Annotated in this window: 22 protein-coding genes; 8 read left to right on the top strand and 14 right to left on the bottom strand. The window is 63.9% G+C overall.

What is annotated here, in order from left to right; genetic code table 11:
• The first annotated feature begins 130 nt into the window (after positions 1-130).
• From tal to IBJ82_RS33490, 6 genes are read left to right on the top strand one after another with little or no spacing between them, the layout of a single operon-like run.
• A complete protein-coding gene (tal, locus tag IBJ82_RS33515) occupies positions 131-1,276 on the top strand; it encodes a transaldolase (protein ID WP_194830027.1) in 1,146 nt (381 codons plus the stop codon).
• A 2-nt stretch (positions 1,277-1,278) separates the two neighbouring features.
• A complete protein-coding gene (gnd, locus tag IBJ82_RS33510; protein ID WP_194830026.1) occupies positions 1,279-2,298 on the top strand; it encodes a phosphogluconate dehydrogenase (NAD(+)-dependent, decarboxylating) in 1,020 nt (339 codons plus the stop codon).
• Positions 2,289-3,929, top strand: a complete 1,641-nt coding sequence (pgi, locus tag IBJ82_RS33505; protein ID WP_194829992.1) for a glucose-6-phosphate isomerase — start codon at positions 2,289-2,291, stop codon at positions 3,927-3,929. The genes gnd and pgi overlap by 10 nt, the downstream gene beginning before the upstream one ends.
• Positions 3,929-4,933 (top strand): glucose-6-phosphate dehydrogenase (coenzyme-F420), encoded by a 1,005-nt coding sequence (gene fgd / locus IBJ82_RS33500; protein ID WP_194829991.1) that lies wholly within the window; start codon positions 3,929-3,931, stop codon positions 4,931-4,933. Before pgi ends, fgd begins: the two co-directional genes overlap by 1 nt.
• Positions 4,866-5,405 carry a MaoC/PaaZ C-terminal domain-containing protein gene (locus IBJ82_RS35550; protein WP_370585599.1) on the top strand — a complete coding sequence of 180 codons (540 nt, stop codon included), beginning with the start codon at positions 4,866-4,868 and terminating at the stop codon, positions 5,403-5,405. The genes fgd and IBJ82_RS35550 overlap by 68 nt, the downstream gene beginning before the upstream one ends.
• A 55-nt stretch (positions 5,406-5,460) precedes the next feature.
• Positions 5,461-6,501: an LLM class F420-dependent oxidoreductase gene (locus tag IBJ82_RS33490; protein ID WP_194829989.1), complete on the top strand. Its 1,041-nt coding sequence runs from the start codon at positions 5,461-5,463 to the stop codon at positions 6,499-6,501.
• A gap of 44 nt (positions 6,502-6,545) precedes the next feature.
• Here IBJ82_RS33490 and IBJ82_RS33485 read toward each other — a convergent pair whose 3' ends face one another.
• Positions 6,546-7,202: an acyl-CoA thioesterase domain-containing protein gene (locus IBJ82_RS33485; protein ID WP_194829988.1), complete on the bottom strand. Its 657-nt coding sequence runs from the start codon at positions 7,200-7,202 to the stop codon at positions 6,546-6,548.
• Between the two features lie 315 nt (positions 7,203-7,517).
• On the opposite strand from IBJ82_RS33485, the gene IBJ82_RS33480 reads away from it, so the two are divergent.
• Positions 7,518-8,573 (top strand): condensation domain-containing protein, encoded by a 1,056-nt coding sequence (locus IBJ82_RS33480; RefSeq protein ID WP_194830025.1) that lies wholly within the window; start codon positions 7,518-7,520, stop codon positions 8,571-8,573.
• Here IBJ82_RS33480 and IBJ82_RS33475 read toward each other — a convergent pair.
• From IBJ82_RS33475 to IBJ82_RS33425, 11 genes are all read right to left on the bottom strand, one after another.
• Complete coding sequence (locus IBJ82_RS33475; RefSeq protein WP_228538061.1) at positions 8,565-9,017, bottom strand: MarR family winged helix-turn-helix transcriptional regulator; 453 nt, start codon at positions 9,015-9,017, stop codon at positions 8,565-8,567. The two genes, IBJ82_RS33480 and IBJ82_RS33475, sit on opposite strands and share 9 nt — an antisense overlap.
• 187 nt (positions 9,018-9,204) lie before the next feature.
• Positions 9,205-10,140, bottom strand: coding sequence for a cyclase family protein (locus tag IBJ82_RS33470; protein WP_194829987.1), 936 nt, complete (start codon positions 10,138-10,140; stop codon positions 9,205-9,207).
• A 130-nt stretch (positions 10,141-10,270) separates the two neighbouring features.
• A complete protein-coding gene (locus IBJ82_RS33465; protein ID WP_194829986.1) occupies positions 10,271-11,863 on the bottom strand; it encodes an NAD(P)/FAD-dependent oxidoreductase in 1,593 nt (530 codons plus the stop codon).
• 25 nt (positions 11,864-11,888) lie between these two features.
• Positions 11,889-12,713 (bottom strand): hypothetical protein, encoded by an 825-nt coding sequence (locus IBJ82_RS33460; protein WP_228538054.1) that lies wholly within the window; start codon positions 12,711-12,713, stop codon positions 11,889-11,891.
• A gap of 154 nt (positions 12,714-12,867) precedes the next feature.
• On the bottom strand, positions 12,868-14,109 hold the full coding sequence (locus IBJ82_RS33455) for a cytochrome P450 (protein ID WP_194829985.1): 1,242 nt from the start codon (positions 14,107-14,109) through the stop codon (positions 12,868-12,870).
• 38 nt (positions 14,110-14,147) lie between these two features.
• Positions 14,148-14,885, bottom strand: a complete 738-nt coding sequence (locus tag IBJ82_RS33450; RefSeq protein ID WP_194829984.1) for an SDR family NAD(P)-dependent oxidoreductase — start codon at positions 14,883-14,885, stop codon at positions 14,148-14,150.
• A gap of 289 nt (positions 14,886-15,174) precedes the next feature.
• Complete coding sequence (locus IBJ82_RS33445) at positions 15,175-16,155, bottom strand: ABC transporter ATP-binding protein (RefSeq protein WP_194830022.1); 981 nt, start codon at positions 16,153-16,155, stop codon at positions 15,175-15,177.
• Positions 16,145-17,158 carry an ABC transporter ATP-binding protein gene (locus IBJ82_RS33440; protein ID WP_194829983.1) on the bottom strand — a complete coding sequence of 338 codons (1,014 nt, stop codon included), beginning with the start codon at positions 17,156-17,158 and terminating at the stop codon, positions 16,145-16,147. Before IBJ82_RS33440 ends, IBJ82_RS33445 begins: the two co-directional genes overlap by 11 nt.
• Positions 17,159-17,166: 8 nt before the next feature.
• Positions 17,167-18,729, bottom strand: coding sequence for an ABC transporter substrate-binding protein (locus tag IBJ82_RS33435; RefSeq protein WP_194829982.1), 1,563 nt, complete (start codon positions 18,727-18,729; stop codon positions 17,167-17,169).
• 59 nt (positions 18,730-18,788) lie between these two features.
• On the bottom strand, positions 18,789-19,679 hold the full coding sequence (locus IBJ82_RS33430; protein WP_194829981.1) for an ABC transporter permease: 891 nt from the start codon (positions 19,677-19,679) through the stop codon (positions 18,789-18,791).
• Entirely contained in the window at positions 19,676-20,629 is a 954-nt protein-coding gene (locus tag IBJ82_RS33425; RefSeq protein ID WP_194829980.1) for an ABC transporter permease, read from the bottom strand. Before IBJ82_RS33425 ends, IBJ82_RS33430 begins: the two co-directional genes overlap by 4 nt.
• 593 nt (positions 20,630-21,222) lie before the next feature.
• On the opposite strand from IBJ82_RS33425, the gene IBJ82_RS33420 reads away from it, so the two are divergent.
• Entirely contained in the window at positions 21,223-22,068 is an 846-nt protein-coding gene (locus tag IBJ82_RS33420) for a mycofactocin-coupled SDR family oxidoreductase (RefSeq protein WP_194829979.1), read from the top strand.
• Between the two features lie 376 nt (positions 22,069-22,444).
• On the opposite strand, the gene IBJ82_RS35545 is transcribed toward IBJ82_RS33420, so the two are convergent.
• Positions 22,445-23,776 carry a HupE/UreJ family protein gene (locus IBJ82_RS35545; RefSeq protein ID WP_370585598.1) on the bottom strand — a complete coding sequence of 444 codons (1,332 nt, stop codon included), beginning with the start codon at positions 23,774-23,776 and terminating at the stop codon, positions 22,445-22,447.
• A 3-nt stretch (positions 23,777-23,779) separates the two neighbouring features.
• Entirely contained in the window at positions 23,780-24,781 is a 1,002-nt protein-coding gene (locus IBJ82_RS33410) for a DUF3500 domain-containing protein (RefSeq protein ID WP_194829978.1), read from the bottom strand.
• Positions 24,782-24,991 lie beyond the last annotated feature (210 nt).

Genomic DNA, 24,991 nt, shown 5'->3' with positions numbered 1-24,991 from the left:
CTCGGTCGTTCCGTTCAGTGAGACACTGCATCGAATGCGGTCACCTCATGTACCCGACTATGCGGGGGGCACTTTTGACAGGCGCCTATCGGTGCTGCAATTATCCATATTAAGTGCACTCAATAAGGCAATGAGTGCGTGCGACCCCAAAGGACTTCGTGTGACTGATCCATTGAAGGCGCTGGCGGACGAAGGCGTCTCGATCTGGCTGGACGACCTGAGCCGACATCGGCTCGTTTCGGGTGATCTCGAGCGCCGGGTGCTCGATGGGCAGATCACCGGGGTGACCACCAACCCGGCGATCTTCCACAACGCGCTCCGTGAGGCAGAGGTCTACGAACCCCGAATGCGCGAACTCGCGCACCTCGGCCTGTCCGCTGAGGAAACGATTCGGGTGCTGACGGTAGAGGACGTCCGAGCGGCTTGCGACCTGTTGCGACCGGTATACGAGGCAGGCACCGGACAAGACGGACGGGTATCGATCGAGGTGGATCCGCGCTCGGCGCATGACACCGCGCGCACTGTGGCGGAAGCTGGGCTCTTGTGGTGGCTGGTCGATCGGCCGAATGTGATGATCAAGATCCCGGCCACCGACGAAGGTCTGCCCGCCCTGACGGAATGCCTTGCTCGCGGCATCAGCGTGAACGTGACCTTGATCTTCTCCTTGGAACGCTATCGCGAGGTGCTCCGTGCCTATCTCGACGGGATGGAACAAGCCAAGGCCAACGGCCACGACCTGTCTGTGATCGCGTCGGTCGCCTCGTTCTTCGTGTCCAGGGTGGATACCGAGGTCGACCGTCGGCTCGGAAAACTCGGCGATGAGGTCGCGCTCGACCTTCGTGGTCGCGCCGCGATCGCCAACGCCACGCTGGCATACCGGCTCTACGAACAGGTCCTCGCCGGCGAACGGTGGCAACGGCTCGCTGGTGCCGGAGCGCATCCGCAGCGGCCGTTGTGGGCATCGACCGGCGTGAAGAACCCGGACTACGAGGACACCCGGTATGTGATCGACCTCGTCGCGCCGGGGACCGTCAACACAGTCCCAGAGGCTACTCTCGCCGCTGTCATGGACCATGGCGTCGTTCGAGGCGACAGGGTGACGCCCAACTACGCCGCCGCGGCGGAGACCTTCGACCGTCTCGCGGCGGTCGGTGTCGACATGGCCGATGTGGTCATCGGGCTGGAACAGGCTGGTGTAGCCGCCTTCCGAGACGCCTGGTGCGAGCTGATCGCCGACGTCGCCAGCGCCACCGCTGCGTGGGGGGCCGACCGGTGACGATGCGGATCGGAATGATTGGTGCAGGCCGGATGGGTGCAGGTCTGGCCCGCAGAATGAACAGTGCGGGACTCGGCTGCGTCGTGTTCGACCCCGATACAGCGGCCGTCGACCGACTGCGTGCCGAGGGTATCGATGGGGTCGGCTCCCTCTCCGATTTGGTCGCCGCGCTGTCCGCTCCTCGCGTGATCTGGGTGATGGTTCCGGCCGCGCTGACCGATGCGGTGATCGCGGATCTTCGCGAACTGCTCGGTGCCGGTGATGTCGTGATCGATGGTGGGAACTCGTTCTACCGTGACGATGTCCGGCGTGCACGGGAATTGGCCGTCGACGGCATCGACTACATCGACGTCGGCACGAGCGGCGGTGTCCACGGCATCGAGCGCGGGTTCTGCCTGATGATCGGTGGATCCGCCGAGGTTGTCGAACGTCTCGACCCGCTGTTCGTCGCACTCGCACCTGGTGTCGACTCCGCGCCACGTACTCCGGGTCGCGTAGGTGCCATTGATCGCGCCGAGCGGGGGTACCTCCACTGTGGTCCAGCGGGCGCCGGACACTTCGTGAAAATGGTGCACAACGGCATCGAATACGGTCAAATGGCTGCCCTTGCGGAAGGTATGGCCATTTTGCGCGAGGCAGGTTTCGGCACCGATGAGCAGGCCGGCGACGCAGAAACGGCGCCAGTGTCCGACGCGTCCTATTACACCTACGACTTCGACATCGCGGCGGTGGTCGAGGTCTGGCGGCGGGGCAGTGTCGTCAGTTCGTGGCTGGTCGATCTGACCGCGGGCATGCTCCACGGGGATCCCGGCCTCGAGGAGTTCTCCGGCCGTGTCTCCGATTCCGGCGAAGGACGGTGGACGGTACAGGCCGCGGTCGATGAAGGAGTGCCCGCGCATGTCCTGACCGCAGCGTTGTACAGCAGGTTCGCCTCCCGTGGTGAGGACGAATACGTCGGGAAGGCTCTCTCGGCGATGCGCAAGGCGTTCGGCGGGCACAACGAGAAGGTGGTGTGTGCGTGAGTGTTTCGCAGACCGCGGCCTGGCGCTCGCTGCAGGCACATCGTGACGAGGTCGCCGCTCTCCGACTGGTGGACTTGTTCGAGCGCGATCCCGGCCGAGGCCCGGAGCGCACCGTCGAGTACGACGGCATTGTGCTCGACTACTCGAAGAATCACATCACCTCCCGCACGCTGGACCTGCTCGTGCAACTGGCGCAGGAGCGCGGACTGGGCCGCGGCATCGAGGCGATGTTCGGTGCCGAGCGCATCAATACGACCGAGGATCGCCCCGTCCTGCATACCGCCCTGCGTGCACCGGCCGATACGGTGGTCCAGGTCGCAGGCCGAAATATCGTTGCCGATGTTACGCAGGCACTGATGCGGATGAGTCAGTTCGCTGCTCAGGTGCGTTCGGGTGCTTGGCGCGGTGCTACCGGTCAACCTATCCGTGCGGTGGTCAACATCGGGATCGGCGGTTCCGACCTCGGCCCGGCCATGGCGTGCCAGGCACTGCGAGATTTCGCGGCCGAGCACATCGAGATGCACTTTGTCTCGAATATCGACGGGCACGACCTGGCACATACCTTGGCGGGACTCGATGCCGCGACAACACTGTTCGTTATCTCGTCGAAGACCTTCACCACCGTTGAGACCCTGACCAATGCGCGTGTCGCCCGTGAGTGGCTGACCCGAGAAATCGGTGAGGCTGACGCTGTCGCAAGGCATTTCGTTGCAGTCTCGACGGCTACGGACAAGGTCACCGAGTTCGGCATTGACCCGGCCAACATGTTCGAGTTCTGGGATTGGGTCGGCGGCCGGTATTCGCTGCACTCGGCGATCGGTCTGTCGCTCATGCTCTCTGTCGGCCCCGAACGGTTTCATGAGCTGCTCGACGGGGCTCACTCGATGGACACGCACTTCCGGACCGCGCCGCTTCGGGAGAATCTGCCGGTGCTGCTCGGTCTGCTCGGAATCTGGTACCGAAATTTCTGGGACGCCCAGACGCACGCCGTGCTTCCTTACGATCAGCGGCTGGCCCGGTTACCCGCATATCTGCAGCAGCTCGACATGGAGAGCAATGGAAAGTCCGCGGGCCGTGAAGGTGGCACGGTCGAGGTCGCGACCGCTCCCGTGGTCTGGGGTGAACCCGGTACGAATGGTCAGCACGCGTTCTACCAACTACTGCACCAGGGCTCGGTCCTGGTTCCTTGCGATTTCATCGGAGTGCTCGAACCAGCGCACGCCCTGGTCGAGCACCACGATCTGCTGATGGCGAACTTGTTCGCCCAGACCGAGGCACTCGCCTTCGGCCGTCCCCCAGACGAGCGCGATTCGGAATCGCTACGCCTGCACCGCACGTTCCCCGGGAACCGGCCGAGTAACACGATCATGTTGCCTCGCCTCAGCCCGTACACCCTCGGCCAATTGATCGCCCTGTACGAACATCGTGTGTTCACCCAGGGCTGGATCTGGGGCGTGAACTCGTTCGATCAATGGGGTGTCGAGCTGGGGAAAGTACTGGCCGCCAAGATATTCGACGAGCTGGGTTCGGATGGGCCGCTGTCACATGACAGTTCGACGAACGCATTGATCGGCCGCTACCAGCGATCCCGCAAGGCGGCGCTCGGCGCGGTCGCGGAAGGAGAACACTGATGAGTTTGACCATCGGCTACAAGGCGTCAGCGGAACAGTTCGGCCCGCGTGAACTCGTCGAATTCGCTGTTCGCGCCGAGGAATTCGGTCTCGACTCAGTGTTGGTGTCCGATCATTTCCTGCCCTGGCGACACAACGGAGGACATGCCCCGTTCGCGATGGCCTGGATGTCGGCGGTCATCGAACGAACGAGCCGGGTCCGGATCGGTACCAGCGTCCTCACCCCGACATTCCGTTACAACCCCGCGGTGATCGCCCAGGCCTTCGCCACAATGTCACTGTTGTCAGAAGGCCGGGTGATGCTCGGTGTCGGCACCGGTGAGGCTTTGAACGAGATCGCGGTCTCGGGTCGTGAATGGCCGGAATTCAAGGAACGCTTCGCCCGCCTGCGCGAAGCGGTCACACTGATCCGCACACTGTGGACAGACAATGATGTCGCCTTCGCTGGCGACCACTACACGACGGTCAATGCCAACATCTACGATCGGCCCGAAGCGACGATTCCGATCTACATCGCCGCCGGTGGTCCGGTGATGGCCAAGTACGCAGGTCGGGTCGGTGATGGGATGATCTGCACCTCCGGCAAGGGAATGGACCTGTACACCGACCGGTTGATGCCCGCGCTGCGGGACGGCGCGTGGGCGGCAGGCCGTGACCCGGCCGGAATCGGACGGATGATCGAGATCAAACTCTCCTACGACCGTCACATGGCTCGCGCGCTGGAGAATACCCGGTTCTGGGCGCCGCTCTCGCTGACCGCCGAGCAGAAGCACAGTGTCGGATCAGCGGTGGAGATGGAGAAACTGGCCGACGAGCTGCCGATCCATCAGATCGCCAAGCGATGGATTGTGGCGTCGGATCCGGACCAAGCCGTCGCGGGCATCAAGCCCTACGTGGACGCTGGAATGGATCATTTGGTGTTCCACGGCCCGGGGCATGATCAGGAACGATTCTTGCGCCAGTTCGCCGAGGACATCCTGCCGCGACTGCGGGACTTGGGCTGATCGGCGCCCGGCGGCAACCATGCGAGTGTTCGACGACGTAGCCGACCTGGCTCAGGCTGTCGGCGATCATTTGGGATACAGCGAATGGCTCACGATCAGCTCCGCGTACGTGGAACTGTTTGCACGAGCGATCAACTATCAGCACCCTCCGAGCTCGGTCGGCGATCCGAATGTTGTCGACGGACAAGTCGTACTCGCTGCGGTGCCTCGACTGGCTGCCGGCGCTTATCGTGTCCGCGGCGTGCGGATGGGAATCAATTCCGGCTGCGACCGGGTCAGGTTCCCCCATCCGGTCCGGATCGGTTCTCGAATACGGGCGAGCGTGGAACTCCACGATGTCCGGCGGACCGATCGCGGGTTTCGCGTTGCGACACGAGTCGCGGTCCAGATCGAAGGTGTCGAGGAACCGGCGTGTACCGCTGAGTTGGTGTCGGTCCTGTTCGATGCGCCGCCGGTCGGTCCGGGTCGCTGACTTATGAATGCGCAGTAGGCGAACGCTGGTTCGCACTGGTAGAGAGGAAGACCCGATGCGAATCGGACTGAGTATCAATTACGCCGGCGGATTCAAGGAGACAGCGGCCGAGGTAGCCGACCTCGAGCGGGCCGGGCTCGACATCGCGTTCGTGCCCGAGGCGTACTCGTTCGACGCGGTGAGTGCACTCGGCTACCTGGCCGCGAAAACCGATCGACTGCACCTCGCGTCCGGAATTCTGCAGCTCTACACCCGGACGCCCACCCTGACCGCGATGACCGCGGCCGGGCTGGACAATGTCTCCGACGGTCGCTTCATTCTCGGGCTCGGCGCATCGGGACCGCAGGTGGTCGAGGGCTTCCACGGTGTGCCGTACGACGCACCGATCGGCCGGACCAGGGAACTCGTCGAGATCTGTCGCGCGGTATGGCGTCGCGAGCGCCTGGAGTATCAGGGCAAGTATTACCGTATTCCGCTGCCCGCAGACCAGGGCACCGGACTCGGCAAGCCGCTGAAGCTGATCAATCACCCTGTGCGAGAACGGATTCCCGTCGTGCTGGCAGCTCTCGGGCAGAAGAACGTGGCACTGGCTGCCGAGATCGCGGAGGGCTGGCAGCCGTTTCTGTTCCTGCCCGAACGTGCCGACCAGGTGTGGGGACAGTCCTTGGCGGTTGGACGTGCCGCCCGCGACGCGGCTCTGGGCGAGCTACAGGTGTACGCCGGCCCGGCGCTGGCTATCGGCGACAATGTCGAGGCACTGCGTGATCAGGTCAAGCCGCAGCTGGCGCTGTACATCGGTGGAATGGGCGCGAAGGGCAAGAACTTTTACCATGCGCTCGCGACTTCCTACGGATATGGGCCTGAAGCGGACCGGATCCAGGAGCTCTATCTGGCGGGTGAGAAGGACGTAGCTGCCAGCGCTGTCCCTGACGATCTCGTCCGTGACATCTCGCTGATCGGCTCGCCCGCGTTCGTCGCCGAGCGCATCGGTGTGTTCCGGGCAGCCGGGGTGAATGTCCTCAATGTGAAGCCGATCGGCACGACGTCCTCAGCCGAGAGAATTGTCCAGATCGAGAAGCTGCGTGCGCTGATCTGACGTGGGCGGCCCGCGGCGGAAGCCGGGGAGTGCTGTGTGCCAACTCAATTGAGGGCTTCGCGGGCGTATGAAGCGACGGCCGAACCGTCCGCGGCCATGATTTCGCCGCGGACGAATCGCCGACCGGCCGAGACGATCGGGTCTGAGCTGCGATGCAGAAGCCATCGACCGGTGTGCACCGGCCGATGGAACCACACACTGTGGGCGGTGGTCATGCCGGCCGCTGCCTCGCCGTCGAAGCCGAGGGCATCATGGTTGCCGAGATCAGTTGCGAAGGCAATCAGGGCTGGGGCGAGGTCGTCGCTGGTCTCGGGTGGCCGAATCCACATTTCGCTTCCGGCACCGCTGATGGCTGATGGATGCAGGGGCGCCTCTCCGGGTATCGACAGCCCATCCGTCGCAGCGCTCCAGTCCCTGCGGTGCCATGCGGCGTGCAACGTCAGGGTGGCGGTCGCGACAACGCGGCCACGCTGACGGACGGTGACGGTCGAGGAGCATTCCGGCCGGGTCTGCTGCTGGATCTGGATCAAGTAGTGCAGCGGCGAGTCCACGTGGAATTCTCTGGTGAATACCACGTGGATCGAACGCACGGACTTCTTCGGTACGGCCATCCCCACAGCTCGCACCACCTGGGCGACCAGCCTCGCGCTCGAGGTGTGGGATTTGTCGAGCTCCACCGCGGGCCCGTCCGCCGAGGCCATCACGGCAAGGCCGGGTGATCCCGGTCCATCGGTTACCGGCGATCGAAAGCGTATGTCGAGGCAGTCGATGACGCTCGTCCAGAGGGCTTGCATTCGACGAATGTACGGCGTTGCCGATCCGGCACCACACCTCCGATCTCGATGATCGGTACGTGCTCACCGATGTCCGCTTGCCGCCGTCCGTGGGCGCCCCGGGTCACCGCGTGAAGCTGGTTATCGCCGTTCCATATCCCGTTCAGCGGAATGGATCCACCGCAGGGAATATCGCAAATCTAGCCTCAGCGTCATTCGGGCGCCCATCTCTCGCCCCGCCCGATTGCGGCGGTCGCATGGCCGAGTTCGTCGTTTGATCTGCAGACCGACCTACCGCTTCGGGCGCGTGCGTATCTGCTCGGATCCGATGATGTGGTGCTGGGCCTGACCGTCCACCACATCTCGCTGGACGGCCGCTCGATGCGGCCCTTTCTGCGGGATCTGCTGGTGGCTTATGCGGCGCGAAGCGGGGGTCACGCACCGGGATGGTCGCCGCTGCCGGTCGACTACGTCGACTACACCCTGTGGAAGCATGCGAGTCTCGGCCGATTCGACGACGAGTTCAGCCGGGCGACCGGGCAGTTGCAGTATTGGGCGAACACCCTCACCGGTCGCCCGAGCCCGTTGGTCTTTCCCTGTGACCGTCCGCGCCCACCAGTGCCGGATAGGACCGGCGCGACGGTGGCGGTTTCCGTCGACCGGCACACCCACGGACAGCTGCTGCAGTGTGCGCAAAACGCCGGGGCCAGTATCTTCATGGTGCTGCAAGCGGCTTTCGCGTTGTCCGTTGCCGAGTTCGCGCGGTGCGCCGATGTCACCGTGGCTACCGCGGTGGCCGGGCGTGACCACCCGTGGCTCGATGATCTGGTCGGCAACTTCTCTGCCGATGTGCTGATGCGCATCCGGCTGGATCGGTCGCGCGATGCGGCTGAGCTTCTCCATCAGGTGCGGCGAGTCTCGCTTGCCGCCTTCGCACGCGCAGATACCCCGAACCATCGGCTCAAGCGCGCACTACCCGAGTGCCCCGGCCATCCGGTGTTCCAAACGACATTGGTCCTGCAGCGCGACGCGGTGACCTACCCGGCGCGGGAATCGGGGCTGTCGGTCACCGAAGTCCCGATCGACGTTGTCCATGCCAAACACGACCTCGAGTTCGGGTTGACCGAGCACTACGACCACTTCGGTATCCCTGCCGGAATCAGTGGCTCGTTCGTCTACCCGACGGCGCTGTTCGATCGGCGAACCTCGGCGCGGTTCGTTACCGGATTCATCGCGACTGTGCAGTCACTGGCGGCGGAGTCGTGGCGGGTCGCCGACCAGCTGCGATCTCTACGCTGATACCCCCGGCGACCGGGAGTTCACGACGCGGTTGGCGCGCGGCCACGGTCGGCCGTCCAATCTCTCGATGTCGGTGTTGAAGCGCGCGAGGTACCGGGCGAAATCGGCGACTTCTTCGGGCGTCCATTCACGCATGACCACGGCGAGGCCGTCGATATTGTCTGTTTGTTCGTGTTCGAGGCGGCAGTCGCCCTCCTCGGTGGTCTGGAACTTGCGCGCCACTCCGCCGTCCGGATCAGCGATGCGCTCGATCAAACCGGCGCGAACCATAGCGCTAGTTTGGCGGTGCACCGTCGAGTCGTTGACACCGAGCGCTTCGCTCAGTTGCCCGATCGACAGCGGACCCTCGGCTGACAAGCGGCTGAGCAGCAGGTAAGCGCTGCGTTCGAGAGTTCCGTCGCCCCGCCGACGCTGCTGGCTCAAGTGATGGCGGCTCAGCAGCATAGTTTCGAATTCCACGAGGTGAATTGGCTTGTCCACACGGTTCCCTTCATCGCTCCGACCGAAGCGTAGAGCCTCTCGACTGTCGTTCGTCAACCTCCGCCTCCGGCCATCGTGTTGACCCGCTGAGATCGATGAAGAGGGTCAGAACAACCTACTGTTCTGACCCTCTTGGGCTGTATCAGCCTGCCTACTTCAGTGCCATCGGGGTCACCGGCGAGCCAACCGCGCCAGTCACCTTCAGGCCTGTGGCGCAGAGCATGAACTCCCAGACGCCATCCGTTGCGCAATCCACGGCCAAGTCCTCGAAGTTGAACATCTCGCCGAGAGTCAGGCCCATGTCACGAATCACGACCTGGTGGAACGGAATGATCGCGCCCTCGATGGGACTCGGCCAGACCTCACCGGAGTAGTTGTCGACGGCCAATGCCGCGACCTCACGCTCGTACAGCCATCGACACATGTCCAGTCCCGGCCCGGGTGAATTGCCCAGGTAGCGTTCGCGATCGCCCTCGAGGAACCACCTATAGTAGCCGGTGCGCAGACAGAGAATGTCACCGGACTCGACCCGAACGCCTTGGCGTTCTTCTGCGGCCAGCAGATCAGCCTCGGTGATCTCGTACGAATCCGCCAGCCTGTCGACGCCTTTCAAGCCGGCGATATCGAGGAGCACGCCGCGCGAGATCAGTCGGTCGACCACCTTTGGGAACGAGTTACGGGCAGCGCCGACAAAGCTGTTCACCGCCCCGGAGGGGACATCGTTGTAGAACTTCTCGCCGTAGCCCACGTGTGCCAGCCCGTCCCACTGGGTGGCCGACTGCAGGCCGGTGATGATCATGTCGTCGGCGGAGATCATGCCATCGGGTGACTGCGCGGTGTCCGAGGGCAGCAGCGTCATCACGTGGATCGGATTGTTCCGGAAGCCGCCGCTCTTGAATGGGCCCTCGTTGTCGAACGCCATGCCGAGATCGAATACCTTGCCGGTACGGACGAGTTGCGCCGCCTGGACGCGCTTCTCCGGAGTGACGAAATTGAGGGTGCCGACTTCGTCGGAATCGCCCCATCTGCCCCAGTTGTTCAGTTCTTTGCCGAGTTCGTGTTGTGGCCAAATGCGCTCGTCGCTCACGTTTGTCTCCATATCTAGGTGCCATATATCGCCCCAGCAGTCCATAGGACTGCTGGGATGCGGGACGTGGAAAGTTTTATGATCTGATTCATGTTCTCGGGCGACACCTTCGTTGGATGTCTGCTACACCTCACGCAAAGAATCCCTGGTAGTCGTTTTCCAGAACCTCACCCATCGTCGCGCGCAGAATCGGCCGACCACCAGGATTCAGCAGCAAGGCGCGCGGCTTACCTTCGATATTGGAACCGAAGAAGTAGCTGTGTTCCCCGAAGGGGGAATACACGGCAAGATCCGCAACCATCTGATTCCATTTGTTTTCGACGTCTTCGGGTACTTCCATTTCCTGATGGCCGTGATCGCGCATGTACTCGAGCGAGCTCGCCACGAAATCAACCTGATCTCCCCCATACCTGGGATTGTTTCCCGCTGCACCGTGCGGACCTCCAGGAAAGAAGAAGTTGGGAAAACCATGAGACATCACACCCAGGAATGTGTGTGGCCCGTCGGCCCAGTACTCCTCCAGGGCCAGCCCGTTCCGGCCGCGAATACCCATCCTGTTCAGCGCTCCGGTGCCGAAATCGAATCCGGATGCCCAGACTATGATGTCGAATTCTCGCAGGCCTGCCGAGGTCTCGATACCCGACTCCGTCACCCGTACGATAGGTGTCTCCCGGAGGTCTACGAGCGAGACCTTCGGATCGTTGTACGCCTCGAAGTAGCCGGTCACAAATGGCGGACGTTTTCCGGCCCATCCGTGGTCGCGGGGAATCAGTTTCTCCGCAGTTTCCGGATCCTTGACGAGCCCGCGAATCTTTTCCGCCATGAATTCACACCAGTCGGCATTGGCCGTCTGATCGGTGAGCATGTCGGCATAGTGGCTGATCACCTTAGAAAAGCCCGGGCTGTGCCACATCTTGTCGTAGAACGCCCGGCGCTCTTCCTCGGTGTCGTCGAACGTCTTGCGCTCGATGAGCTCGTGCAGGAACCCGCTCACGGACGCATCGAGCTGTTCACGCATACGCTCGAACCCGACCTTCAGTGCGGCTTGCTGCTCGGTGTTGATCGGCTCGTTGCGCAAGGGTGTGCACCCGTTGGCCGATCGCTGGTAAACCGTCAGGGACGCCACGTCACCGAGGACGGCCGGGATTACCTGGACCCCGCTCGACCCGGTGCCGATCACCGCGACTCGCTTGCCCTTGAAGTCGACCGGTTCGTCCGGCCAGAGACCGGTATGGTGCGAAATACCCTGGAAATCCTCGCGTCCGGCAACTTCGGGAAAGACCGGAACAGAGAGAACTCCGGTGGCCGCGATCAAGAATCGCGCGCGCAATTCACTGCCGTCGCTCGCCCGCACCAGCCAGGTGGCCGACGGCTCGTCGAACACGGCCGAGGTCACCTTCGCACCGAACTGGATGTAGGAACGAAGGCCCAGCGTGTCGACTGCATAGTTGAAGTAGCGCTCGTTCTCCGGCTGCCCGGCGTACTGTTCCCGCCACTCCCATCCTTCGAACAGCTCCTTGGAGAACAAGTAGCCGTAGGTGTAGCTCTCCGAGTCGAGCCGCGCGCCCGGGTACCGGTTCCAGTACCAGACTCCGCCGACGCCGTCACCGGCCTCCAGCAGCCGCGCGGAGAACCCGGCTTCCTTGGCGCGGTACAGCTGCTGGATACCGGTGACGCCCGCACCGACGACCAACACATCGACATCGATGTTCACAGAACTCATCAGAAATCTCCTAGCCGGGGGAGTGTCATCCCGCGTTCCGCGGGTCACCGGGTGTCAGCCCGGTGGTAAAAGCCCAGGGGATACCGAGGCTGGTTTCGGGGTCGGTGACGATCACCTCGGCGGTCCGGGTGCGAATACCGACGCCCTGCGCTTGCAGGCGGTGCGCCACGCGCTCGAGATCGGCCACCTTCCATGTGATGGAGTGGTAGGTGTCGTTCGGCGCCGTGCTGCGCCAGTCGTCGTAGGCGGTGGTGTCCTGATCGGGAACCGCGTACTCGAAGACAGCGTCGGCCAGGTGCACATAGGTACTGCTCGCTCCGAGCACCTCGTTGCGACCGGAATGGATGACCTTGCCGCCCAGCCCGTCGACCACCACACGCAGCGCACGATCAGGCTGGTTGGTCAGCACGGTGTGATGCGAACACCGCTCGATGCCGAGCGGATCCTCCGCCGACACCGGCGGCACCTCCCAATCTGCTGCCAATCGGTGGTCGAGCGGGAACGGGATCTGCGGCAGGAATTCGTACCGCAGGCCCGCATCCTCAGGGATCGTGAAGAAGATCGGCATGGGTGAGTTCGGGGCGGTCGGTGGATCGTCGCTGTCGGCAACCTCGTCGAGCTGGCCCACCATTCCGATCCCGAGCCGCCGCAGATTGCGATAAGCCTCGGCGATACCATCGACATACCACCCGAACCCCTTCAGATGCGGCTTGTCAACCGTGGGGTACCGCTGGATCCCGTCCAGCACGTAGCGCTTCGGATCGATGGTGTCGAAAAGGACGTCGCTGATGGGCGTGAAGGTCGAATAGTCCGTCGGATAACCAGGACTAGCCGGAGCATTGCGCATCATCTCTGCCAGTGGCCGGCTCGGCCGACCGAATACCCGCTCGAAGAAACCTTCGGCTCCCGCCAAGTCAGGCACATGATGGCTCGGGTGATACAACCGTGTCACATGGAATTCGCTGTCAGTCACAGAATATTTCCCACTTCTCGAATTTCGACTGTTACCAGGCCACCGGCAACTCATAGATGCCGTACGCCTGCGAGTCCTCTTTGAATTTCAATTCCTCGACGCCCACCGCCAACTGCAGCGTCGGAATACGCTTGAACAACGTTCCGAATACGACATGGAGTTCAATGCGGGCAAGCTGCTGTCCAACGCATTGGTGTGGACCCCAGCCGAACGAGTGATGATGTGATGCCGTCCGGGCCAGATCCAAGCGCGCGGGATCCGGGAAAGCCTCCGGATCCCAGTTGGCGGCTGGCAGCGAAGCGATGACACCTTCCCCGGCTCGAATGGTTTCGCCTTCCAATTCGATGTCGTCGACGACCGCCCGGCGGGCCAGCAGATGCGGAATGGTGAGATACCGGAGCAATTCCTCGACCGCGTTCACCACGAACTTCGGATCATCGGAATTGTCACGCAACAGAGCGAGCTGCTCGGGGTGCTGCAGCAACAGTGCAGTACCGAGGGTGACCATGTTCGCGCTGGTGTCGTGTCCAGCGACCAGCAGGATGTGCCCCAGCGGCGCAGCCTCTTCCATGCTGAGCTCGCCCGCTTTGACGCGCTCGCCCAGATCGGATAGGACATCCTCTTCCGGGGCATCCATCTTGGCCTCGATAAGACCGGCGATGTATCGGCGTAGCGTCGCCGTGGTGGCAGCCGATTGCTCCGGTGTCTTGTGGACCGCGTTGGTGACTCCGGCGTGCTTCTGGAAGAACTCGTGGTCGTCGTAGGGAACGCCGAGTAGCGCGCAGATCATCAATGACGGCAGCGGCAGTGACAGTGCCTCGTTCAGGTCGACCGGATTCGGCCCGGCCAGCATTCGATCGATCAGAGTGTCAGTGATCTGCTGGATTTCGGGGCGGAGCTTTTCCATGCGGTGTCGGGTGAACGAGCTCGTCAGCATGCGCCGCCAGCGGGCATGCTCCGGCCCGTCGGTGTTGTTGATCGAGGGCACCTTGATGTCGGCGTGCGCCTTCATCGCCATGGTCGTGTGCGGATATCCGGGGGCGCCGATATTCGCGCTCAGTCGAGCGTCGGTCATGATTTTGCGCTGCGCCGCATGTCCGGTTACCAGCCACGGCGTTGTGCCATCCCAGGTGCGGACTCGAACTACAGGTTTGTCCATTTCATGCATTTTCAGCAGATCCGGCGGCGGAGCGAAGGGGCACTGCGCCGAACGGGGTGTCGGGAATTCCGGGAGAGCTTTGCCCGATTCGATATCGGTCGCATTCTCGCTCATTCGTCACCTTTTCTTTCGTGCTTTTTCACCGGAGGTTGTCAGGCGAAATAACGCCCACCATTCACGCTGAGGGTCTGTCCGGTCACGTAGCCGGCTTCCTCCGATGTCAGATACGAGACCGCGTACGCGATGTCGGCAGGCTGACCCGTCCGCTTCATCGGATTGGTGGCGGCCAGCTTCTCCGGGTCGAATCCTTCGCGGAGCAGGGGAGTGTCGACGGTGCCGGGCGGGACATTGTTGACCGTGATACCTGTGTCAGCGAATTCCGTGGCGAGCGCCTTGGTGAGCCCGATGATGCCGCCCTTCGACGCCACGTAGTGCGCCATGGCCGGTGCCCCGGTCTGCGCGGACGACGAGGAGATATTGACGATCCGCCCCCATTCCGCCGCGAGCATGTCGGGCACGAATGCCCGCGAGACCAGGAACGGCCCCTTGAGGTTGATTCGGATCATCCGATCCCACGCATTCTCGGTGAGATCGGTGAACTGGACATAGTCGGTGATCCCGGCGTTGTTGACCAGGATCGTGACCGGGCCGAGTTCGGCACGGGTGCGCGCCGCTGACGCCGCGACGGCCACAGCGTCGGCCGCATCGCCGACGACGGCTACTGCTTCGCCTCCCGCGTCGCGGATCATGGAGACCGTTTCCTCGGCGGCCGTGGCGTTCAGATCCCACACTGCGACGGCGGCGCCTTGCGCCGCCAGCACGGTGGCGATCCCGCGGCCGATTCCACGACCGCCACCGGTGACAACCGCATTTCTACCGTCGTGGCCCATCAGGACTCCTCTTGGTCGAATGGATTCGATTCTGCAGAATCCGCTATCGCTGTTCGCCCAGCGCCGCGAGGGCGGGCATCGCGTGAAACCGCTGTGGCCGACCGGCGTAGGAGATGAGTACCTCGATCTGATTCAACGGGGGAGAGCCTCAACGCTGTACTGATCAGTCGGTCCAATATCTAGGACAATACGTCGCCCGAAGGCGGCAGGCAATACCCCAAGGCGACGCGAGTTGCATCGAAACATCAACTCCCAGAATGGAGTTCGGATAATTGACCACGCGTCGGAGTCAGCCCAGCGGAAAGTGGCAGGCGGCGAACTGGCCCGGTCGCACCTCACGCACAACCGGCTCCTCGGCCGCACAGATATCCTGTGCCACCGGGCAGCGAGTTCGGAATCGACAGCCCGCCGGCGGTCGCAGCGGGGATGGAATATCGCCGCCCAGTGCCGGACCGGCGAAGCCCCGGTCCGGGTCGGTCAGCGGAACCGAGTCCAGCAGTGCCCTCGTGTAAGGGTGCGCGGGGTTGTCATACACCTCGATGGAGTCACCGAATTCGCATACCTTGCCCAGGTACATCACCATGACCTTGTCACTGATGGTCCGCACCACGCCCAGATCGTGCGCGATGAAGATAATGGTGAGGGCGTACTCCTTCTTGAGCTCCTCCAGCAGGTTCAAGATCTGCGCCTGCACCGAGACGTCCAGGGCCGAGACCGGTTCGTCGCAGATCAGCAACCGGGGGTTCAATGCCAGCGCGCGGCCGATCGCGACGCGCTGTGCTTGGCCGCCCGACAGCTGGCGCGGGACCATCTCGGCGAACCGGTCACCCGGCAGCCCGACCTGCGTCAGCACCGATTGTGACGACTCGGACCGCTGCCGCGCCGACTCGCCGGCGATCGCCAGACCCTCGACCACGATGTCGCGCACCGCGCGGCGCGGGTTCAGCGAGCCCACTGGATCCTGGAAGATCATCTGCATGTCCCGGCGCAGTGCGCGCATTCGCTTCTCGGGCAGCTCTTCGATCCATTCGCCGGCGTAGCGGATGCGCCCGGCGGCGATGGGATCGAGCCGCAGCACGGCACGCCCGGTGGTGGACTTGCCACACCCGGACTCGCCGACGATGCCAAGAGTCTCGCCTTCGATCACGTCGAAGCTGATACTCGCGACCGCCTTGAACGAACCGCCTTTCATCCGGTACTCGACCTCGAGGTTCTCGACGCTGAGCAGCGCGTGTTCGCCCCGCAGGTGAGCTGTTCCACTACCCGCCAACGAGCTCACCTCCGATATTTGAAACCGACTGTGCGCGTGCGGGATTGACACACGCCACGTAGTGGTCGATCGCGATGGGTTCGAGTTGCGATCCCAGCTCGCCACAGGCATCCGTGGCATGGTCGCACCGCGGCGCGAACCGGCAGCCATGCGGCGGATCGGTCGGCGATGGCAGCGACCCACGGATCAGGTTCAACGGTGCGTGCCGTTCGTGGCCGATCGTCGGTGTCGCCCCGAGCAGCGCGCAGGTGTACCGATGTCTCGGTGCACCGAAAACCGCACGGGTGGAGCCCATTTCGGCCATCCGTCCTGCATACATCACCGACACCCGGTCGGTGCGGCCTGCGACGACGGCGAGGTCGTGGCTGATCAGCATCAGCGACATGCCGCGGTCGGTCTGGATCTTGCGCAGCAGGTCCAGAATCTGGCGCTGGATGGTGACATCGAGCGCGGTGGTCGGTTCGTCGGCGATCAGTAGGTCCGGCTCACAGGCCAAGGCGATGGCGATCATGACACGTTGCCGCATGCCACCTGAGAGCTCATGGGGATAGCTCCGCAGGCGGCGCTCCGGATCCGGCACGCCGACCTCGTCCAGCAGTTCGAAGGCCCGGTTGTGCGCGTCGGAACGCGACATGCCCAGGTGCTTACGCATCCCTTCGGTCAGCTGGCGTTCGACCCGCACCACCGGGTTGAGCGACCGGCCAGGGTCTTGAAAGACCATCGCGATCTCCTTGCCCCAGATTGATTCGCGCGCTTTGCGATTCAGCGTCAACAGATCCCGGCCACGGAATCGGACCGATCCCGATCGCGCGGAATGGGCGGGTAGCAAGCCCATGATGGCGCGAGCCATCACGGACTTGCCGGATCCTGATTCGCCGACCACGCCGAGCGCCTCGGACCGCGCTACATCAAAGCTGACGCCGTCAACGGCTCGGACAACGCCGCGGTCGGAGGCGATATGCGCATGCAGGCCACGCACTTCGAGCAGAGGTTCATCGGCCATCTGCCCACTCACTTCTGGATCCAGAGTGTCTCGGGCAGCGCCGATCCCAACCCGTACTGTTGGATGCCGCCGACATTGCTTGTCGCCAGTACCCCGACGGCCGCCCGCTGGTACAGCAGCGTCGGGTTCAGCTCGACCAGCCGCTGCTGAACGGTCTTGTAGGCGGCGATCCGCTGGTCCTGCGTCTCCGCGGTGCGGCCGAGGTCCAGCGCCGCGTTCAGCTCGGCGTCGTTGACCCCGCCGACATTGCCGTTCGACGTGCCGTGGAAACCGAACCACAGCCGCGGTTCCGGCTCGCCGAACACCACGGAGCTGGGGATGGTGTCGTAGTCACGCTGCCGCATGATCTGCCCGTACTGGGCGAGGTCGACCGTCTTGACCTCAGCCTTCACATTGCGGAATTCACGCAGCTGAGTCTGAATGCTCTCACCGATGACCTGGCTGTCCCCCTGGAACACAGACAAGGTGAAAGCGACCGGCTTACCTTCGGCAGCGAGCTCGTCGAACAGCTTCTGCGCGAGGTCCGGGTCTCGCTTCATCAGCGGAATATCCTGGTAGAACGGCGAATTCGAGTCGAAGAGATGGGTGGGAATCTGCCCGGTGCCTTCGGAGGACGCGTCGTTGAGGATGTCGAGGTCGATCGCCGCCGCGACCGCCTTGCGCGCACGCGGGTCATCGAACGGGGCGCGCCGGGAGTTCAGGACCACACCGATGCCGCCACCGAATTGGATCTCCGGATGCTGGAGACCATCGTTGTCTGCCTTGGCGAGGTTGATCCATTGGCTCTCCAGCGAGAGGTCAGCGCCACCGCTGACCATCGTGTTGTAGCGCTGGTCCCGGTCGGCGATAGTGCGGATCTCCAAGCGGTCGAGATAGGGCCTCGGCGCATCGTAGTAATTCGGGTTGCGCACCAAGGTGATCACATCTTGCCGCGCCCACTTTTCCAGCAGATAGGGGCCCGCGCCGATCGGGTCGGCGTCGATGGCCTGCTGGCCACCGGCCAGGCTCGTCGGAGAGGCGATCCAGTTCAGCCCCGTCTGCAGGATCGCGTTGGCGAATCTCGGAACCTCCCGGACCAGTACGATCCGCAGCGTCCTGTCGTCGACGACTGTGGCCGACTCGATCAGCAAAGCCTGTGTGATGTCGGGCGATGCAGTGGCGGGGTTCTTGACGTGCTCCCAGTTGTATTTGACGGCCTCCGCGGTGAACGGCGAGCCGTCGGAGAACTTCAGCCCCTGCCGCAGCGCCAATGTGAAGGTCTTGCCGCCGTCGGTCGAGGCAAAGTTCTCCGCCATCCGGAACTCGACCTTGTCAGTGGCCGGGTCGTTGATCATGAGCGTCCCGTAGAGGGCGTTCCCGAGCATCGGCGAATTCGCCCAGGAGTTCGCGATCAGGGCGGGGTCGAGGCTGCGAGGTTCGGCGATTTGAATCAGCCGGCCGACGCCGCCGGTCACCGGCTCCCCGGTCGGGCCGCTGACGGACTGACCGCCGGTGCTGCCGCCGCAGGCAGTCAGCGCGAGCGCGGCGACCGTCGTGACCACAGCCGCGAAGAGGTGCTTCTTCAATGTCATAGTTGACCTTTCGAAATTTCCGGCAGCATTCGCCGGAGGTATAGAGGGGTGGACCGGGATCAGTCCCGCAATGTGCGGTCGAACCGGTGCCGCAGATGGTCACCGACCTGGTTCAGTGAGAAGACAGTGAGGAACACGACGATCGCGGGAATCAGGACCCGGTGCGGCGCGGTGGCCAGCGCGGCCTTGCCCTCGGCGATCATGCCGCCCCAACTGGGCTGCGGCGGCGGGATACCCAGGCCGAGAAAGCTCAACGACCCCTCAGCCACGATGAGCGCCGCGATGACGGTCGGAAAGAAGGCGGCCAAGCCGGGCACGACGTTCGGCAGGATCTCCTTCAGCAGGATTCTCGTATCACTCGCGCCCATGTTCTTCGCGGCCCGCACGAACTCGCGTGAGGACCACGCGATCGTGTTCGCTCGCGCCAGCCGTACGAAGCTCGGCACTGTCACCAGTGTCAGGCCGATGAGGATCGTCGGAATGCTCGGCGTCATGATCGAGGCCAGGGCCAGCAGCAAGATCAGCGGCGGAAAGGCCAGCAGCGAATCGGTCAGTAGCGAGATGATCCAGTCGGCGCGTCCGCCCAGATAGCCGGCGAGCAGACCGAGGACCGTTCCGATGGTCAGGCCCGCCAATCCGGCGACGGTGCCTACCAGCAGCGACACCTGCGCACCGTGGATGCAGCGAGACAGAATGGACCGTCCGAAGTTGTCGGTGCCCAGTAGCAGGTCGAGCGAGCCCAATTGCGGTGTCTGCCGCGACGGACCGACCCGGACGTCATGGGACGCGATAGGCAACAGCTTAGCGAACGCAGCGGACAGCACGGTCGCGGCGAGCCACGCATACGACCCCCAGACGACGACCGACCGGTTCTTCCGTACTGCTGGCACAGCTGGGGCCGGATCCACTGTGCGTGCGACCGGTTCCTTGTTGGTGGATACGACAGTCATGCGCTGACCGCCTTTCGAACTCGTGGGTCGATCAGCCCGTAGCCGACGTCGACGAACGCGTTGAGACCGACATAGACAATGGCGACGAACACCACGACGCCCTGGACGGTGATCACGTCACGGCTGGTGATCGCTGCGGAGACCAACTGCCCCAGCCCTGGTAGGCCGAACAGCACCTCGACGACGACCGTACCGCCGATCAACCGCCCGAGACTGATACCTGCCACCGTGATCAACGAGAACGACGAGGGCCGCAGCACGTGCCGGAACATGACATAGGTGTGCGACATACCTTTCGCGCGCGCGGCCGACACGAAGTCCTCACGCAGAGTCCCGACCAGATCGGCCCGCAGCAGCCGCTGGAAGATCGCGATCTCGGTGAGCGCGACGGCGAGCGCAGGTAGCAACGCGGAGCGCAGGTTGGCACCCAGCCCGCTGCCGATATCCGACCAGCCCGAGACCGGGAGCCAGCCCAGCTGCAGCGCCATCACGTAGATGAGGACGGGACCCGCGATGAAAGCCGGAACGGCGAGGAACGCCGACGAGAGTGCGTTGATGGCCCGATCCAGTGCGCTGCCCTGCGCCGATGCCGAGAGCACCGCGAGGACGACGGCGCACACCAGGGCGATGACGAGGGCCAGGCCGGCGAGTTCGAGTGTGACCGGGAGCCGATCCATGATCGCCTGGGTGACCGCCTGGCCGGTCACCGGTGACGTACCGAGGTCTCCTTGGAGAGCCCCGCCGAGCCAGTCCAGGTATTGCCACCAGATCGGTTGGTCAAGGCCAAGTTCGGCATTCAGATCGGCCACTGCCTGCGGCGTGGCGTTCTCGCCCAGGATGACGGTCGCCACCGAACCCGGAGCCAAGCTGAGCAGTGACACCGCGGCCAGCGTGACCAGGAGGATGACGAGCAGACTGCGCCCGACTCGCTTCGAAACATTGAGCAACATCGTAGTTATCGCCTCATAGCTCCCAGGGCGCCATTTGTGGTGCCCATCACAGTGGGAATTTTAGGATAAGCGGTCGGTACAACTAATGAGGGCGAAATCGAAAAATCAGACCGGTCGCGTCGCGAGTACGCATCCGCAGTCCGAATGGTGCCCAATTCGGTTGTGCCGCAATATATTTAGGTCTTAGCGTCAGATGGGCCCTGCCTGTCAAGTGGCCCTGCGTAGTCGACCAGGAGCGGACAAGAGTGCACCGAATCCCCTGATCGCCCGCTATTCGTGGTGCTTCAGCTCGACGTTCGAGCGCGAGTACCAGCGCTGCGGCAAGCGTCGGCGAGATCCGGATCGCGTCGGTGCGGTGAGCGTGTTCAGGTGACTGGCGAGATTCACGGTGGCGAACGCATCGCCCAGATGGCGGGTGGTCGCTTGCGGCAGCACTCACTGGCAGGTCGATTGCCAAAATAGTGCACCCAATAGGTAGTATGGATCTTGAATGACCCGCCAAGTCGGCTACTTTATCTTATTGAGAACACTCTGTTTTGAGCGGTGGGGCCTGATCTGTAGGATTGCCCCGCTCCAGCACGATGGGAGAATGTATGACTCGCGAGATTCCGCCGGCGCCGGTGCCCGCACAGCCGGTTGCCCGGCGCTTCGAGGGCCAGGTCGTATTCATCACGGGCGCGGCCCGCGGCCAGGGGCGCGCGGAAGCGGTGCGCTTCGCGGCCGAAGGCGCGGACATCATCGCACTCGACATCTGTGCGGACCTGCCGACCACGACGTACCCGGGTGCGACCGAGGAAGACCTGGCAGAGACGGCACGCCTGGTCGAGAAACATGGTCGGCGCATCCTTACACACAAGGTCGATGTCCGTGACTTCGAGGGAGTGAAGGAGGCGTTGGAGCGTAGCGTCGCCGAGTTGGGGCGGCTCGATGTGGTAGTTGCCAACGCCGGCATGACAACTGTTGGGCGCGCTTGGGAGATCGACGCCGAACATTGGCAGGCGACGATCGACATCAACCTGACCGGCGCTTTCCATACCGCGAAGGCCGCGATCCCGATCATGCTCGAGCAGGCCGCCGGGGGTGCGATCATTTTTACCAGCTCGGTGGCGGGTTTGCGGGGTCTGCCTTTGCTCGCCGACTACGCGGCGGCCAAACACGGCGTGACCGGCCTGGCCAAAACGCTGGCGAACGAACTGGGCGAGTACCGAATCAGGGTGAACTCGGTGCATCCACACGGCGTGGCCACGGATCTCGTGCCCGGGATTCGTCCGCTCATCGAGAGCAATCCAGGATTGGGCGGTTTCTACTCTGCCACCCTCCCGGATGGCCTCAGCCAAGTTGAGGACATCGCGGCCGCGATCGCGTGGCTTGCTTCCCACGAGGCCAGGCATATCACCGGTATCCAGCTGCCGGTGGATCTCGGCCGCACGAATCGCTGACTGTCCTCAGACCCACGTTCTGCCATAGCTTTTCGCTCTCGTGCCAGAGCTGCGCGGCAGCCGCGTCGTTCTGGGCGGCTGCCGCGGGGTCTCTTGGCGCTTTCGACGAATGCGGTCTTGGCATTGATGGCTGGGGTACCGAAAACGAGCTGGCAAGCCCGTAGGCGATGAGAGCGCGACCCGAAAGCTGATGCCTTGCAGTCAAAGCGCGAATCGTTCTGCTCGGCCTCGCCGTCGGGAACAGTCACGTGCTCGTGCCAGTTGTGCGAGTGCATCGGCGCGCCGTTGCCCACGGGGTAGACGCTCATCCCGCTGGTGATCTTGTTCTCGCCGCTGGCCGCGGTGGTCGTGATCAGCGGGAGGGTGCTGTCGAACGCTATGACCGACCGGCGTGATCGGACAGTCGGCGCGGATCGCGGAGGCCGGGCACCGCCCACGCGAGCACGGCGACACCGGCGACGGCGGCGGCGATGGCGGCGATGGCGAACGGATGCGCCACCAGCGTTGTGGAGAGGCCCTCCAAGGGGTTGGCGGTGACCATACTCGTGCGCTCGGCCAGCCAACCGCAGGCGAGGACGAGGCCGAAACAGGCCAGCGCCGTTCTCAGGGCGGGGTAGAGCGGGGTCCGGCTGAGTAGCAGCAGCGACGGCATGATCAGGGCGACAACGAGCAACTGCGCCAGTTCGATGCCGAGGTTGAAGCCGAGCAGCTCGGTGAACAGTGATCCGCGCCCGAGTTCGAGCTGGTCGAGGAGCGCGGCGAAGGCCAGTCCGTGCACGAGGCCGAAAACGGCGGCGATCCACACCTCGCCACCAGGGACGAGCGGTTTGACGGCGTGGATCGCCGAGACGAGGATCGACAGCGCGATGGCGCTTTCCACGAGCCGGGTGGAGATGCTGATATAGCCCAGCGCGGCCAGCGCGAGGGTGATCGAATGCCCGACGGCGAACGCGGTGATCACGTGCACGACCCGCACGCACTGGCGGGGCAGGCTCTCGGCGCGGACCCATCGACCTTGCCGCGCGACCAGCGGCGCCGCCAGCAGCAGCATGACGAGAAACAGGAGATGGTCGGCACCTTCGGCGATATGGACCAAGCCCAGGTGCACTGCGGGGATGAACCCGTGCGAGGCTCCCGTGCCCGAAGCGGGAACGGGCAAGGTCGTCGACTCCCAGTCGATGATCCCCACCGCGGTGTAGGTTTCGGCGCCCATCTGCCGGGACGCGACGAAGATCCGGTGCGAGACGAGCCGTTCCACGATGGCGCTGTAGTGCAGTTCGAAGTCGCGTACGACGCCGTCGGGAGGACTGAGCGTGAGGTCGTAGACGAGATGATCGACGTCGTCGATGGACTCGACCCGGCCACCGGTGACCGATTGCTCCCACCGGCCCTGGACGGGTCGGCCGGGATCGGTGACCGTGAGGTGGTCGTCCACATACCGACGCAGCTGCTCGAGCGCCTCGGGTGCGGTGACGGTGGCCGGGGTCAAGGGTTCGTCGCGGGCGATGGCCAGTCGGTCGATGGGTAGCTGCACCTGCCCGGTGACTCGGTCGGTGCCCAGGTCGAGCAGGATCGCGGTGGTACTCAGGGGGTGGGCCACGGCTGTGCCGGGTGCCGATACCAGGACCGCGGCCATCGCGACCAAACACAGTGCGAGCTGGCCCAGGGTCAGACCAGGCCGGTGGCTGCGGGGTGAGTGCCTTCGCACGGGTCAGCTCGGTGTGCTGCTGCCGTAATCGTTGGTCTTATCCCGGTACACGGAGTGGTAGTGGATGTCGGGTGTGCTCTGGCTGCGTGTGTTGATGAACTCGATCCACACGCTCGGTCCGTCGATGCGGATGTAGCTGTTCTCATCGGTCGGCCCGGTGTTGTTCGACCAGCCGATTCGGGTCTGGTCGAGTTCTGATTCGTACTTCGCCAGCAGCGCGGTGGCGGCGGCGGTGTTCAAGTCGCCGGTATAGGCGGCGATCGCGGCGAGGACAGCCTGGCGCTGGGTGGCGTCGAGGTCGGCGACCACGAGCCCTTCCTGGGTGGGGAAGTTCCCGGTGTCCTTGCCGGGCCCGATGAGCAGATCGTCGAACGTGCCGGAGGTGATTTCGGCCGACGCCCGCTGCTCGTCGGTGAGCCCGGCCAGCACGGCGAACAGCGCGGTCGACTCCGCCTTCACCGGTTCCACGGTGACCCCGTCGGAGGTGAAGGAAATCGGTTCCGTTCCGACGAACTGCGGGGTCTGGCTCACCTTGTCACCGTCGTAGGTGAGGTTGCGGGCCAGGTGGTGCCCGCCGAACTGGATCATGAACGGTGCGGTCGTCGACGGCTGACCGAACACCGCGACGTGGTAGTCCTTCAAGGCACCGAAGTCGTCGGCACCTTGACCACCCAGGCTGTTGAGATAGTCGTCGGACTTGCGGATGTTGTCGTCCTGGGTGGTGCCGTCGGCGCTGAGTGCCGCAGCCATCATCGCAGCGGCGGCCTGCTGCTGCGGCGCGGTGAGGTCCGACAGGGCAGGGCCCGGGCGTTGCACCACGCTCGACGGAAAGTTCGACCACGTTTGGCGCGCCAAATTGTCGGAGAATTCGTACTCGACCGCATCACGCAGGCTGTCGTCGAGCGTGGCCAGGAACGCCTCTGCCGCCGCGACGACCTCCGCTGTGTTCGCTGCCCCTGCGCTGCTGCCGCCGGTATTCAAGTCGACCTCGGTGATCGGCTGCATACCACCACCTTGGCCGGACCCGCCGCTCGACGGCTGCACCGTCGACGACGTTGGATCCGCGGCGGACCCGGGTGAATCGGTGTCGTCGGAGCCGCACGCGGTTCCGACGAGCGCAATTGCCATCAGCATGCTGATTCCAGCACCAAGTGTCGCTCGCATTTTCGAACCCCTTTGTTGGGAATAGTCGATCAATGTGGCGGAATTCGACAA

The organism is Nocardia sp. XZ_19_231, from assembly GCF_015355705.1.
GTDB classification, from domain to species: Bacteria; Actinomycetota; Actinomycetes; order Mycobacteriales; family Mycobacteriaceae; genus Nocardia; species Nocardia salmonicida.
Note: the sequence above shows the minus strand (reverse complement) of the source record. Positions and strands in the feature narration are given on the sequence as shown.

Bases quoted from the DNA above. Each gene is read 5' to 3' on its own strand.
- gnd (WP_194830026.1), top strand. From the start codon at position 1,279: ATGCGGATCGGAATGATTGGTGCAGGCCGGATGGGTGCAGGTCTGGCC.
- IBJ82_RS33440 (WP_194829983.1), bottom strand. From the start codon at position 17,158: ATGGCCGATGAACCTCTGCTCGAAGTGCGTGGCCTGCATGCGCATATC.
- IBJ82_RS33490 (WP_194829989.1), top strand. From the start codon at position 5,461: ATGCGAATCGGACTGAGTATCAATTACGCCGGCGGATTCAAGGAGACA.
- IBJ82_RS33460 (WP_228538054.1), bottom strand. From the start codon at position 12,713: ATGATGCGCAATGCTCCGGCTAGTCCTGGTTATCCGACGGACTATTCG.
- IBJ82_RS33485 (WP_194829988.1), bottom strand. From the start codon at position 7,202: ATGGCCTCGGCGGACGGGCCCGCGGTGGAGCTCGACAAATCCCACACC.
- IBJ82_RS33465 (WP_194829986.1), bottom strand. From the start codon at position 11,863: ATGAGTTCTGTGAACATCGATGTCGATGTGTTGGTCGTCGGTGCGGGC.
- IBJ82_RS33435 (WP_194829982.1), bottom strand. From the start codon at position 18,729: ATGACATTGAAGAAGCACCTCTTCGCGGCTGTGGTCACGACGGTCGCC.
- IBJ82_RS33475 (WP_228538061.1), bottom strand. From the start codon at position 9,017: ATGCTGCTGAGCCGCCATCACTTGAGCCAGCAGCGTCGGCGGGGCGAC.
- IBJ82_RS33425 (WP_194829980.1), bottom strand. From the start codon at position 20,629: ATGTTGCTCAATGTTTCGAAGCGAGTCGGGCGCAGTCTGCTCGTCATC.
- IBJ82_RS33455 (WP_194829985.1), bottom strand. From the start codon at position 14,109: ATGAGCGAGAATGCGACCGATATCGAATCGGGCAAAGCTCTCCCGGAA.
- IBJ82_RS33420 (WP_194829979.1), top strand. From the start codon at position 21,223: ATGACTCGCGAGATTCCGCCGGCGCCGGTGCCCGCACAGCCGGTTGCC.
- IBJ82_RS35550 (WP_370585599.1), top strand. From the start codon at position 4,866: ATGATCAGGAACGATTCTTGCGCCAGTTCGCCGAGGACATCCTGCCGC.
- tal (WP_194830027.1), top strand. From the start codon at position 131: ATGAGTGCGTGCGACCCCAAAGGACTTCGTGTGACTGATCCATTGAAG.
- IBJ82_RS33450 (WP_194829984.1), bottom strand. From the start codon at position 14,885: ATGGGCCACGACGGTAGAAATGCGGTTGTCACCGGTGGCGGTCGTGGA.
- fgd (WP_194829991.1), top strand. From the start codon at position 3,929: ATGAGTTTGACCATCGGCTACAAGGCGTCAGCGGAACAGTTCGGCCCG.
- IBJ82_RS33430 (WP_194829981.1), bottom strand. From the start codon at position 19,679: ATGACTGTCGTATCCACCAACAAGGAACCGGTCGCACGCACAGTGGAT.
- IBJ82_RS33410 (WP_194829978.1), bottom strand. From the start codon at position 24,781: ATGCAGCCGATCACCGAGGTCGACTTGAATACCGGCGGCAGCAGCGCA.